The 12,521-nt window shown below is 42.3% G+C and carries 10 protein-coding genes; 9 read left to right on the forward strand and 1 reads right to left on the reverse strand.

Features of this window, described 5'->3' with window-relative positions:
- The first annotated feature begins 17 nt into the window (after window positions 1-17).
- The 6 genes from HRJ06_RS20065 to HRJ06_RS20090 all read left to right on the forward strand — a co-directional run bounded on the left by HRJ06_RS20065 (window position 18) and on the right by HRJ06_RS20090 (window position 8,929).
- Window positions 18-1,157 (forward strand): acyl-CoA dehydrogenase, encoded by a 1,140-nt coding sequence (locus HRJ06_RS20065; protein ID WP_174734754.1) that lies wholly within the window; start codon window positions 18-20, stop codon window positions 1,155-1,157.
- Between the two features lie 959 nt (window positions 1,158-2,116).
- Complete coding sequence (locus HRJ06_RS20070; protein ID WP_174734755.1) at window positions 2,117-2,740, forward strand: TetR/AcrR family transcriptional regulator; 624 nt, start codon at window positions 2,117-2,119, stop codon at window positions 2,738-2,740.
- Between the two features lie 22 nt (window positions 2,741-2,762).
- Window positions 2,763-6,026 (forward strand): fused isobutyryl-CoA mutase/GTPase IcmF, encoded by a 3,264-nt coding sequence (gene icmF, locus HRJ06_RS20075; protein ID WP_174734756.1) that lies wholly within the window; start codon window positions 2,763-2,765, stop codon window positions 6,024-6,026.
- Between the two features lie 179 nt (window positions 6,027-6,205).
- Window positions 6,206-6,406, forward strand: coding sequence for a hypothetical protein (locus tag HRJ06_RS20080; RefSeq protein ID WP_174734757.1), 201 nt, complete (start codon window positions 6,206-6,208; stop codon window positions 6,404-6,406).
- A gap of 124 nt (window positions 6,407-6,530) precedes the next feature.
- Entirely contained in the window at window positions 6,531-7,097 is a 567-nt protein-coding gene (gene rpoE, locus HRJ06_RS20085; RefSeq protein ID WP_338421129.1) for a DNA-directed RNA polymerase subunit delta, read from the forward strand.
- Window positions 7,098-7,324: 227 nt separating this feature from the next.
- A complete protein-coding gene (locus HRJ06_RS20090) occupies window positions 7,325-8,929 on the forward strand; it encodes a CTP synthase (protein ID WP_174734759.1) in 1,605 nt (534 codons plus the stop codon).
- A 566-nt stretch (window positions 8,930-9,495) separates the two neighbouring features.
- Here HRJ06_RS20090 and HRJ06_RS20095 read toward each other — a convergent pair.
- Complete coding sequence (locus HRJ06_RS20095; protein WP_174734760.1) at window positions 9,496-10,026, reverse strand: DUF2529 domain-containing protein; 531 nt, start codon at window positions 10,024-10,026, stop codon at window positions 9,496-9,498.
- 175 nt (window positions 10,027-10,201) lie between these two features.
- Here HRJ06_RS20095 and HRJ06_RS20100 point away from each other — a divergent pair, with 175 nt between their 5' ends.
- From HRJ06_RS20100 to fsa, 3 genes are all read left to right on the forward strand, one after another.
- Window positions 10,202-10,570, forward strand: coding sequence for a response regulator (locus HRJ06_RS20100; protein ID WP_174734761.1), 369 nt, complete (start codon window positions 10,202-10,204; stop codon window positions 10,568-10,570).
- Window positions 10,571-10,909: 339 nt separating this feature from the next.
- Window positions 10,910-11,767: a class II fructose-bisphosphate aldolase gene (locus HRJ06_RS20105; protein ID WP_174734762.1), complete on the forward strand. Its 858-nt coding sequence runs from the start codon at window positions 10,910-10,912 to the stop codon at window positions 11,765-11,767.
- Window positions 11,768-11,866: 99 nt separating this feature from the next.
- Window positions 11,867-12,508 carry a fructose-6-phosphate aldolase gene (fsa, locus tag HRJ06_RS20110; RefSeq protein ID WP_174734763.1) on the forward strand — a complete coding sequence of 214 codons (642 nt, stop codon included), beginning with the start codon at window positions 11,867-11,869 and terminating at the stop codon, window positions 12,506-12,508.
- Window positions 12,509-12,521 lie beyond the last annotated feature (13 nt).

Here is a 12,521-nt window from a genome sequence, read left to right on the forward strand (position 1 = left end):
AGATGGAGGATATAAAAATGAATTTCCGATTAAGTGAAGAACATGAAATGATTCGTAAAATGGTTAGAGACTTTGCTAGACAAGAAGTAGCACCGACAGCTGCTGAAAGAGACGAGGAAGAACGGTTTGACCGTGAAATTTTTGATAAGATGGCAGAGCTTGGTTTAACAGGGATTCCATGGCCGGAAGAGTACGGTGGAATTGGCAGTGATTACTTAGCTTACTGTATTGCAATCGAAGAGCTGTCCCGCGTATGTGCATCTGTAGGCGTAACCCTTTCAGCTCACACCTCGTTAGCAGGATGGCCCATCTTTAAGTTTGGTTCTGAGGAGCAAAAACAGAAATATTTAAAGCCAATGGCACTCGGAGAGAAAATTGGTGCATACGGTCTAACTGAACCAGGAAGCGGTTCAGATGCTGGCGGAATGAGAACCAATGCCAAGCTTGTTGGTGATGAGTATGTATTGAATGGCTCAAAAATCTTCATTACAAACGGAGGCATTGCCGATACTTATGTTGTTTTTGCACTAACTGACCCTGAGAATAAGCATAAAGGCACAACAGCCTTCATCATCGAAAAAGATTTCCCAGGATTCTCTGTTGGAAAGAAAGAAAAAAAATTAGGGATTCGTTCATCACCTACGACTGAAATTATTTTTGAAGACTGCCGTGTGCCCAAGGAAAATGTGCTTGGCAATGTAGGAGATGGCTTTAAAATTGCCATGATGACTCTTGACGGCGGAAGAAATGGAATTGCTGCTCAGGCAGTGGGGATTGCACAAGGAGCCCTGGATGCGTCTACGGATTATGCAAAAGAACGCCATCAATTTGGTAAGCCAATTGCATCTCAACAAGGAATTGGCTTTAAGCTTGCCGATATGGCAACAAGCATTGAAGCTTCAAGATTATTAACCTATCAGGCAGCATGGCTTGAATCAGAAGGCCTTCCATATGGCAAAGAGTCTGCCATGTCTAAGTTATTAGCAGGCGATACAGCCATGAAGGTTACTACAGAAGCAGTGCAAATTTTCGGAGGCTATGGCTACACAAAGGATTACCCGGTTGAAAGATTTATGCGTGACGCTAAAATCACCCAAATCTACGAAGGCACACAAGAAATCCAGCGCCTAGTCATCTCAAGAATGCTAACGAAATAGAAAAGCGGAGCCGACTCGGAACAAGCACAGCTTGTTCCTGCGGAGCCTATTCTCTTAGAAGCTTCCCCTAGTGTCCAGAAACGAGCAAACTGGAGGCTCCGACAAAGAAGCGCTCTTTGCTTCTGTCGGAGGAGCTGAAGTTTGCCGAGTTTCTAGGAGGCGAAGCTGGACAAATAGAAAAGCGGAAGCGACTCGAGGAGCTAGGCGCTGAAGCTAGACAAATAGAAAAGCGGAGCCGACTGTCCAGGGGTGACAGGCATAAGACGAGCGCTGACAGAAGGCGATCTTTGCCTTCCGAAGCGATTGGCTTATGACCCCGAGCCCCTAGGAGGCGAAGCTGGACAAAGAAAAGCGGAGCCGACTCGGAACAAGCACAGCTTGTTCCTGCGGAGCATATTCTCTTAGAAGCTTCCCTTAGTGTCCAGAAACGAGCAAACTGGAGGCGCTGCAAGCGAGCGAATCTAAGAGAGTATTATTAATATTGAGCTCTAATAGAATCTTTATGGCTCTTTGTTAAAAGATTGTTGTTTTTGTATTAGTTGTGAAACCAAAAGTTGATTGGAGCGGTAGCTGCGAGACTCCTCGAAACTCCTCATTATGCTATAGCATAATTTCGTGCGATGTAAATTCACGGATGCTTTCCTTGTGCTATCGCGTTTCCTTCGTGCGTGGGCTTACTCGAGGAAGTTCTTCAATGTCCTGCAGGATCAGCGGACAGGCGAGACCCCGCAGGCGCCAATGCGCCGAGGAGGCTCACCGCCCGCCCTGCGGAAAGCGAGCATCTAAAGCGGAAATCAACTACTGCATTTTTAAATAACAATAAAGATTACGAAAACAGACTTTATTCAAGATGTGTGAATAAACATGGCCTGGTGCTGTTGCTAGAATGTAAAACAGCCTCTAAACTGTTTTACATTCTGGCAGGGTGCCCGGGCTAAGCAAGGCGGTAGGAGAAGATCATGAAAAAACGTGAAGTGCAGGCGTCAGTTAAGGATGAGCGCCTCGTTAATAAGCGGCGCAATCAGATGATCAAAGGTGCTGTGAACCTTTTTAAAGAAAAAGGCTTTCATAGGACGACGACAAGAGAGATTGCAAGGGCTGCAGGCTTTAGTATCGGAACCTTATATGAGTATATCCGGACAAAGGAAGATGTTTTATACCTCGTCTGTGACAGCATTTATGATCAGGTTCGGGAACGGGTTCAAAAGGAGCTTCCCAACCAGGGAACCCTTGAAAGCCTTAAGCTGGCTATCGCTTATTACTTCAGGGTTATGGATGAAATGCAGGATGAGGTGCTTGTCATGTACCAGGAGGCAAAATCCCTGTCCAAGGATGCTCTTCCATATGTGCTGAAAAAGGAACTAGAAATGGTTGCTATTTTAGAAGAAGTAATCCAGAGATGTGTCGATAATGGCGAATTAGATTTAAATGAAAGAGAACTAAAGCTAATGGCCCATAATATTTACGTCCAAGGTCAAATGTGGGGATTCCGCCGTTGGGCGCTCCAAAAAATATATTCACTTGAAGAATACATCGAGCTTCAGACAGCATTGCTTTTTAAGGGGATAAAGGGACCTGAATGAAATAGGAACAGGAGGAACCAAAATGAGCAAGGCACAGATGTATAAACCTAAGCATCACATTCGTTTTGTAACCGCTTCCAGTCTTTTTGACGGGCACGATGCTTCCATTAATATTATGCGGAGAATACTTCAGGCGAATGGAGCTGAAGTGATCCACCTTGGACACAACCGTTCAGTCGAAGAGGTTGTAAATGCTGCAATACAAGAAGATGTTCAAGGCATTGCGATTTCATCCTACCAGGGGGGCCATGTCGAATACTTTAAGTATATGTACGATCTTTTAAAGGAAAAAGGAGCTTCCCATATCCGTATATATGGAGGCGGTGGAGGAGTCATCATTCCACGGGAAATAAAAGAGCTTCATGAATACGGAATCGCGAGAATATTTTCCCCCGAAGACGGCAGAATCCGCGGCTTACAAGGAATGATTAGCCTGATGATTAAGGAGTGTGATTTCGCCACTATTAACCCTGAAGATCAGGTTAGCTTGGACTCTCTTCAAGGGAATGTTAAGGCCGCGGCTGGCCTGATTACCCTTGCGGAAAACCAGGCTTCTGACAACAAGGAAACAGCTGAAGCTGCAGGATTAGTCATGGAAAAAATAAAGACGCTTACCCGCAATGTTCCTGTAATCGGAATTACGGGTACGGGAGGTGCGGGTAAAAGCTCGCTTACAGACGAGTTAATTCGTCGATTTATTAATGAAGTTCCAGAGAAAAAAGTAGCTGTGTTGTCCATTGACCCTACAAAACAGAAAACTGGCGGCGCTTTGCTTGGTGACAGAATCCGTATGAATGCGATTTTTTCACCGCGCGTTTTTATGAGAAGCTTGGCTACCCGCGGATCAAAAACAGAACTTTCACTCGCTATCAAAGATGCAATTGCGGTAATGAAGGCAGCGGGCTATGACCTCATCATCGTTGAAACGAGCGGAATCGGACAGGGAGATGCAGAAATCACCGAGATTTGTGATGTATCTCTTTATATTATGACGAGTGAATTTGGAGCACCTTCCCAACTGGAAAAGATAGATATGATAGATTTTGCTGATTTGATTGTCATTAATAAGTTTGAACGAAAAGGCTCAGAAGATGCAAAGCGCCAGGTGCAAAAGCAATACCAGCGCAGCCATATGCTGTTTGACCAGGATATTGACACGATGCCAGTCTACGGAACGATTGCTAGCCAGTTTAATGATCCAGGAACCAATTCTTTGTTTGCGGCACTGGTTAACGCGATTAATGAAAAAACTGAAACGGACTGGACAACATCTTTTACAACAGATGCCGTTGTTGAAAAGCAAAATGTGATTATTCCGAATGACCGCCGCTATTATTTACGAGAAATTGCAGAGGCGGTTCGAAATCATCATAGGATGGCTGAAGCTGAGGCCGATTTGGCCCGCCGCTTATTCCAGATTGATGGAACAATCGCTATGGTTAAAGAGCGTGATCCAGATGGGGCTTTCCTGCAATCACTTGAGACATTAAAGCACGAACTTGAAAGCCAGCTGTCACCTACTACCCAAAAGATTCTTGCCGGCTGGTCTGATTTAAAAGAAAAATATGCAGCGGACCAATTTGTAACTAAAATTAGAGATAAAGAAATAGTGACTACCTTAAAGACAAAAAGTTTATCAGGATTAGATATCCCAAAGGTTGCCTTACCTAGGTATAAGGACTATGGCGAAATCGTTAATTGGGTTTACAAAGAAAATGTTCCTGGTGCCTTTCCATACACTGCAGGAGTATTTCCATTCAAGCGGGAAGGTGAGGATCCAAAACGCCAATTTGCTGGTGAGGGAACTCCTGAGCGGACGAACCGCCGTTTTCATTACTTATCAAAGGATGATAGTGCAAAACGGTTAAGCACGGCATTTGATTCGGTGACTCTTTATGGAGAAGATCCAGATTACCGGCCTGATATATACGGCAAAGTTGGTGAAAGCGGAGTCAGCGTCTGTACGCTCGATGATATGAAAAAACTTTATGCAGGATTTGATTTATGTCATCCATCTACTTCTGTTTCCATGACCATCAATGGGCCAGCACCTATAATTCTGGCTATGTTTATGAATACAGCGATTGAGCAGCAAGTAAAGAAAAAACAGGCTGAACTTGACCGCGATCTAACAGATGAAGAATTTGAAAAAGTGAAGGCTATGACCCTGCAAACAGTAAGGGGGACTGTTCAGGCTGATATTTTAAAAGAAGATCAAGGCCAGAATACATGTATTTTTTCTACAGAGTTTGCCTTAAGAATGATGGGGGATATTCAACAATATTTTATTGAGCAAAAAGTCCGGAATTATTATTCTGTCTCCATATCCGGATATCATATTGCTGAAGCAGGCGCTAACCCAATTTCCCAGCTGGCGTTTACACTGTCAAACGGTTTTACGTATGTTGAATATTACTTGAGCAGAGGAATGGATATCGATGACTTTGCTCCTAATCTCAGTTTCTTTCTCTCGAATGGACTTGACCCTGAGTATACGGTAATAGGGCGGGTCGCGCGCCGTATATGGGCGACAGTTATGAAAAATAAATACAATGGAAACGAACGAAGCCAGAAGCTTAAGTATCATGTCCAAACTTCCGGACGTTCGCTGCATGCACAAGAAATTGATTTTAACGATATTCGGACAACATTACAGGCACTTATGGCCCTCCACGATAATTGTAATTCTCTCCATACTAATGCATATGATGAGGCAATTACGACACCAACTGAGGAATCCGTTAGACGTGCAATGGCTATACAGATGATTATTACGAAAGAACATGGCCTTACCAAGAATGAAAACCCGCTCCAGGGAGCTTTTATAATTGATGAACTGACAGATCTTGTCGAAGAGGCAGTGCTCCAGGAATTTGAACGGATTAATGACCGCGGCGGCGTCCTAGGGGCAATGGAAACCCAGTATCAGCGGGGGAAAATCCAGGATGAATCCATGCATTATGAAATGCTAAAACATTCCGGGGACTTGCCGATCATTGGGGTAAACACGTACCTGAATCCAAATCCGGCCTCTGAGGAAGACTTAAACTCAATGGAGATCGCCAGGGCAACTAAAGAGGAAAAAGACACCCAAATTCATAATTTGGAGGCTTTCAAGTCACGGCATCAGGATAAGAATGAAGAAGCATTAAGACGATTGAAAGAAACAGCCATGAGTGGCGGGAATATTTTTGCGGAATTGATGGAAGCAGTAAAGTCTGCCAGTTTGGGACAAATCACTCGGGCCTTATATGAAGTCGGAGGTCAGTACCGCAGGAATATGTAATATGTAATATGTAAGCTAGATGAAAAACAGTTGAAGTGGCTTATAGGTGATCCTATAGGCCATTTTTTTACTAAATTTAAAATTTTGCATACAAATATCTTGTTTTTTCTATATAATCATAGTAAAAATGGAACTGTTGACTCTAAATGAATTTAACTTCAAGACAGGAAGTGGGCAAAGTGAAAAATATACTTACTTATATTATAGTAATTGGGATAGCTGCTGGACTCTATTACTTATATCAGCGACAGCTTGGTGCCATCTCATTTTTCATTTTGTCGGTATTTTTCTTCGCACTTGCCCGGCATCAGCTATCCAAAAGGACCACACCGGATGACGAAAATGGCTCGGAAAAGGCGGATACTCCTGAAAAAAGATAGAGTGGCGCTAGATAAAACTAGCATAAACGGGAAAAATTTGTTTATAATGAAGAATATGCATTCTCATAGAAGGATTCTGTTTTCGTGCAATCTGCCGAAAAAGAATGTGAAATAGAGAAAGGAAGTGCGAAGGTTGAGTTTAAATGAATATTCTAAAGCGCAGCTGAAAGAGATGGCGCTGATTGACCTAGCGTTTGATTTACTAGCAGAGAAAAAACAGGCTTTATCTTTCAAAGAAATAATGGATGAAATCAAAAAGCTAGTTAAGCTTGGCAGTACAGCAAACGAGAGAATGGTTCAGTTATACACGGACCTAAACATAGATGGGCGTTTTATGTCTCTTGGGGATAATCGGTGGGGATTGCGTGTCTGGTATCCAGTTGACCAAATGGAAGAGGATAATGTAAACACGATTAAACCGAAAAAGAAGAAAAAGGCTAAGAAAAAGGTTGTTGACGAGGAAGATCTTGATCTGGAAGATTACGATGAGCTTGATGAAGACGAACTTGATTTCGACGATGATGATGACTTCGATGATGAAGATGATGATGTTATTGGAGATGACCTCGAAGATGACCTCGAAGACGATGTAGATCTGGATGAAGATCTGGATGAAGACGAGGATTTAGACCTTGAAGATGAAGATCTTGAAGAAGACGAAGACCTCGAAGAAGACATCGACAAAGATTAATAAACAGCTTGACTTTTAATAGACCGGATTGTAGAATCATTTTTGGGCTCCTTAAAAAAGGACGGTCTTATAAAATGCGTATAAAACGCTCCCCTATCACAGGCGGAGCGTTTTTTTTATTTTATATTAGGATAAGATAACTGATATCCTCCGGGTAAAAAATTTAGTAAAAAGTCGGTAAACAAGTCAAAAATAGCACAAACTGTTGAAAGAGGGGGAATTCAATCATGACAAAGTATATCTTTGTTACGGGCGGCGTAGTATCGTCACTTGGTAAAGGGATTACGGCAGCATCCCTAGGAAGGTTATTAAAAAATAGAGGATTAAAGGTAACGATTCAAAAGTTTGATCCTTACATTAACGTGGATCCAGGAACGATGAGTCCATACCAGCACGGAGAGGTTTTCGTAACGGATGACGGTGCGGAAACGGATCTTGATCTAGGCCACTATGAGCGTTTTATTGATATCAATCTCAATAAATATAGCAATGTAACAACAGGGAAAATTTATTCCACTGTACTGAGAAAAGAACGTCGTGGAGATTACCTTGGCGGAACGGTTCAGGTTATTCCCCACATTACGAATGAAATTAAAGACCGTGTATTTCGTGCTGGCCGCGAAACAGGCGCGGATATCGTCATTACCGAAATAGGCGGTACAGTTGGTGATATCGAATCTCTTCCTTTCCTGGAGGCAATCCGTCAAATCAAGAGTGACATTGGCCGTGATAATGTTATGTACATACATTGTACGCTCGTTCCTTATATCAAGGCAGCTGGAGAAATGAAAACGAAGCCGACCCAGCACAGTGTAAAAGAGCTTCGCAGTCTTGGTATCCAGCCTAACATTATTGTTGTTCGGACAGAAACAGCCATTTCTGAAGATATGAAGGATAAAATTGCACTATTTTGTGATATAGATCCTAAGGCGGTTATTGAAGCCAGAGATGCGGAAACACTTTATTCCATTCCGCTGGCTCTTCAGGACCAGAACATGGATACAATCGTTTGTGATCACTTGAAGCTGCAATGCAATAAAGCAGACATGACAGAGTGGACAGAACTTGTTGAGCGAGTGACCCACCTGACTAAATCAACGCGTATCGCACTAGTTGGTAAGTATGTTGAGCTTCAGGATGCGTATATTTCTATCGTAGAATCATTAAAACATGCCGGCTATGCATTTGATGCTGATGTCCAAATAAAATGGGTTAACTCTGAAGAAGTAACCGAAGAAAACGTTGATACATTGTTAAGTGATGTTGATGGAATTCTTGTTCCAGGTGGATTTGGTGACAGAGGGATTGAAGGAAAGCTGTCTGCAATCAAATACGCTCGTGAACAGAAAAAACCGTTCTTCGGTATTTGCCTAGGGATGCAGCTAGCATCAGTCGAATATGCAAGAAATGTCTTGGGCTATAAAGGCGCTCATTCTGCAGAAATCGATCCTAATACTAGCTACCCAGTAATTGACCTTTTACCTGAGCAAAAAGATATTGAAGATTTAGGCGGTACCCTTCGTCTAGGACTATTCCCATGTAAGCTCCAAGAGAATTCGAAAGCCCATAATGCTTACAAAGATGGAGTCATTTATGAGCGCCATCGCCACCGCTACGAATTTAACAACCAGTATCGCCAAGAGATGGAAGAAGCAGGCTTCATCTTCTCAGGGACAAGCCCAGACGGCCGCCTAGTTGAAATCATTGAGCTAGAAGACCACCCTTGGTTCGTTGCATCACAGTTCCATCCAGAATTCACATCAAGACCAACCCGTCCGCAGCCACTTTTCAGAGACTTTGTAGAAATCTCACTAAAAATGAACGCGGAATAAGAAAAGCGAAGCCGACTGCCCAGAAACACGGAAACTGGAGGGTCCGACAAAGAAGCGTATTGTGCTTCTGAAGGAGGAACCGAAGTTACCCGAGTTTCTAGGAGGCGGAGCTAGACAATAACGTAAAGCGAAGCCGACTGTCAAAAAACGACTTACCCACATGTGGATAAGTCGTTTTTTAATATAAGGCATAAAAGGCTGTGGATAACTTTGTGGATAATATTATATGGGCAAAGAACCTAGTGGTAACAAAGGATCTAGCCTCTTTTAAAAATGAAAAAAGACAATATCCCAATATTTATTGTCTACTTATTAACAGAATATTTAGATGAAAAGACAGCAGGATGTCAAATCTCGAACATCCTCAAATCAGGTTCTCCTTTTCAGAATTTGTTATAAAATTCGGGAAATATAGCCGGGGAAATAGTTTTCATAAAAATATTTACCATAAATGATTAGTTCATCCACAAGAAAAAATCTTTGGCCACTTTAAAAAAAGAGTTATAAAAAAGCCGTGCAGACTCCTTATAACTCATAATTTCGCCTATTTAATTTAGAAGATATTATCATTCATATTCTTCTAGGATTTCATCGATCGTAAAGCGGAGCGCATAGTAAACAAATAATGCGGCCATAGAAGTGGGAAATCCAACTCTGCCACCTTGTTCATCCGGCAAAAGCCCTTTCGTTAAACCCAGATTTATATGTACATCAGCAAGTGAACTCAAGTCATCATCGCTATCCGGGATTACGGTCGAAATCCCAACAAATGAAATGCCCTTTTCAACCAAAAGCCTTGCTGCGGCTACGGCTTCAGGATCAGTCGAGAATCTGGAAACGATCAAAGCACGATCGGCATCACTAACCAAGCTCAGAACACTTATGCTGTCCGCTGCTTTTGCAGAAGTCAGTATTTCCTGCCCGTTTTCGGCTTCGAACTGAATAGCTGACATCTCGTTAATTCCATATATATAGATAGATCCTTCACCTGCAGCTGCTTGTGCAAGGAGCCGCGCACCGTCTTCAATTGCGAGCTCCTCACGCTCGGAAATCCGCTTGAACAAACCAGCTACCTGCGTAGAAAACATTTTTAACATGTTGTTTCGCCTCCTAACGTGATTATATCCGACTCGGGTCCTCAGATAAAAGTCGTATGCAAAAATATTTTGCTTACCAAGATAGCAGGAATTTTGATCGATTGGGCGAATATCTATCTATAAGACAAAATATCAGCATTCCAAATAACATAATTTGAAAGAGAAGAGGTGCTTCATGGAGGAAAAGATCTTAATTGTTGATGATCAGTTTGGGATTCGAATATTGCTCAATGAAGTTTTACAAAAGGAAGGTTATAAAACTTTCCAGGCGGCAAACGGAGTACAGGCACTTGATATTTTGAAAAAACATTCTCCCGACCTTGTTCTGCTGGATATGAAAATTCCTGGCATGGATGGAATTGAAATCTTAAAAAGAATGAAAGTCATCGATCAGGATATTCGCGTTATTATCATGACTGCTTATGGGGAACTTGATATGATCCAGGAAGCAATGGACCTTGGAGCGATTACCCATTTTGCAAAGCCGTTTGACATTGATGATATAAGAGCGGCTGTTAAGAAATATTCACAGGCCGTATATTAATACATAATCCAAGTCCCCCTTCCCTTGAGGAAAGAGGGGGCTTTTTAAACCAGCTGTCTAAATGCCGTGTTGATTTTGACTTTTTCTACAATTGCTCATTATGAGTAAGGTGAATTGAATGATAGCGCTTGCTTTGTTACAGTCTGGTGTTATTGGCAAAAACCTTGCTTGATAAATAGCATTTCTGTTTTTCTTTTGGTATGATAACTAGTGAATTCCACAGGAACATCTCTCGTTTTGGCTGGCAGTTTTTCGGGTACATAATCAAGAGCTGAGAAGGAAATCCTTTTAATGGAAGCCATGTCAAAGAAGATGATTCTTATTTAAGGAGGAAATGTTATGCCTTTAGTTTCAATGACAGATATGTTGAATAAAGCAAAATCCGAAGGTTATGCAGTTGGGCAATTTAATTTGAATAACCTTGAATTTACACAGGCTATCCTTCAGGCAGCTGAAGAAGAAAAGTCACCAGTGATCCTTGGGGTTTCAGAGGGTGCTGCACGTTATATGGGCGGATTCACTACTGTTGTCCACATGGTCAAAGGATTAATGCTGGATTATAAGACAACCGTTCCAGTTGCAATTCACTTGGACCACGGTTCAAGCTATGATAAATGTAAAGAAGCAATTGATGCTGGCTTCACTTCCGTTATGATTGATGCTTCTCACCATCCTTTTGAAGAGAATATCGAAACAACTTCTAAAGTGGTCGAATATGCTCATTCAAAGGGCGTTTCGGTTGAAGCAGAGCTAGGCGTTGTAGGCGGGCAGGAAGATGATGTGATTGCGGATGGCGTTATTTATGCTGATCCAAAAGAATGTCAAGAGCTTGTTACTCGTACAGGTATTGACTGCCTTGCACCAGCTTTAGGATCTGTCCACGGCCCTTATAAAGGTGAACCAAACCTTGGGTTTAAAGAAATGGAAGAAATCGGTGCTGCTACAGGAGTTCCGTTAGTACTTCACGGCGGTACTGGAATCCCAACAAAGGATATCCAAAAGTCCATCTCGTTTGGGACAGCAAAAATCAACGTGAATACTGAAAACCAAATTGCTTCTGCAAAAACGGTTCGCGAAGTTCTTGCAGCTAAGCCTGATGAGTATGATCCACGTAAATATCTTGGACCTGCTCGTGATGCAATCAAAAAAACAGTTGCAGGCAAAATGCGTGAATTTGGTTCTGCAGGCAGAGCGTAAATCCTACTATTACTTTAAAAAGTTGAGAACCGCCTCCCATGGCGGTTTTCATTGCTTTACATAATTCTAAAAATTTTGTCGAATGGAGGCGTTTTTATAATGAAATTTTTTATTGATACAGCTAATTTAGATGAAATCCGTGAAGCCCATGCCTTAGGAGTCCTATCAGGAGTGACTACAAATCCTTCTCTCGTTGCTAAAGAAAAAAATGTTTCCTTCCATGACCGCCTGCGCGAAATCACTGAGCTTGTCTCAGGATCTGTCAGTGCCGAAGTTATTGCACTTGATGCTGAGGGTATGATAAAAGAAGGCCGTGAATTGGCCAAAATAGCTCCAAACATTACAGTAAAAGTTCCGATGACCCCGGATGGTCTTAAAGCAGTAAACACATTTGCAAAAGAAGGAATTAAGACAAATGTAACCCTGATCTTTAGCGCAAACCAAGCATTGCTTGCTGCAAGAGCTGGGGCCACATACGTTTCGCCGTTTGTGGGCCGTCTGGACGATATCGGCCATAATGGATTAGAATTAATTTCTACAATCAATGAAATTTTTGCTGTCCACGGGATAGAAACAGAAATCATTGCAGCCTCAATCCGTCATCCTCAGCATGTAACAGATGCTGCATTACGAGGTGCTGATATTGCAACTGTACCATTGAAAGTAATCATGCAGTTGTTTAACCATCCGCTTACAGACAAGGGAATCGAGGCATTCCTCGCAGATTGGAATGCCCGCTAGCAGGTTTCACAGG

This window comes from Mesobacillus harenae, from assembly GCF_013343715.1.
GTDB lineage: Bacteria > Bacillota > Bacilli > Bacillales > Cytobacillaceae > Mesobacillus_A > Mesobacillus_A harenae.

Bases quoted from the DNA above. Each gene is read 5' to 3' on its own strand.
- HRJ06_RS20095 (WP_174734760.1), bottom strand. From the start codon at position 10,026: ATGTTAAAAATGTTTTCTACGCAGGTAGCTGGTTTGTTCAAGCGGATT.
- HRJ06_RS20100 (WP_174734761.1), top strand. From the start codon at position 10,202: ATGGAGGAAAAGATCTTAATTGTTGATGATCAGTTTGGGATTCGAATA.
- HRJ06_RS20090 (WP_174734759.1), top strand. From the start codon at position 7,325: ATGACAAAGTATATCTTTGTTACGGGCGGCGTAGTATCGTCACTTGGT.
- icmF (WP_174734756.1), top strand. From the start codon at position 2,763: ATGAGCAAGGCACAGATGTATAAACCTAAGCATCACATTCGTTTTGTA.
- HRJ06_RS20105 (WP_174734762.1), top strand. From the start codon at position 10,910: ATGCCTTTAGTTTCAATGACAGATATGTTGAATAAAGCAAAATCCGAA.
- HRJ06_RS20065 (WP_174734754.1), top strand. From the start codon at position 18: ATGAATTTCCGATTAAGTGAAGAACATGAAATGATTCGTAAAATGGTT.
- fsa (WP_174734763.1), top strand. From the start codon at position 11,867: ATGAAATTTTTTATTGATACAGCTAATTTAGATGAAATCCGTGAAGCC.
- HRJ06_RS20070 (WP_174734755.1), top strand. From the start codon at position 2,117: ATGAAAAAACGTGAAGTGCAGGCGTCAGTTAAGGATGAGCGCCTCGTT.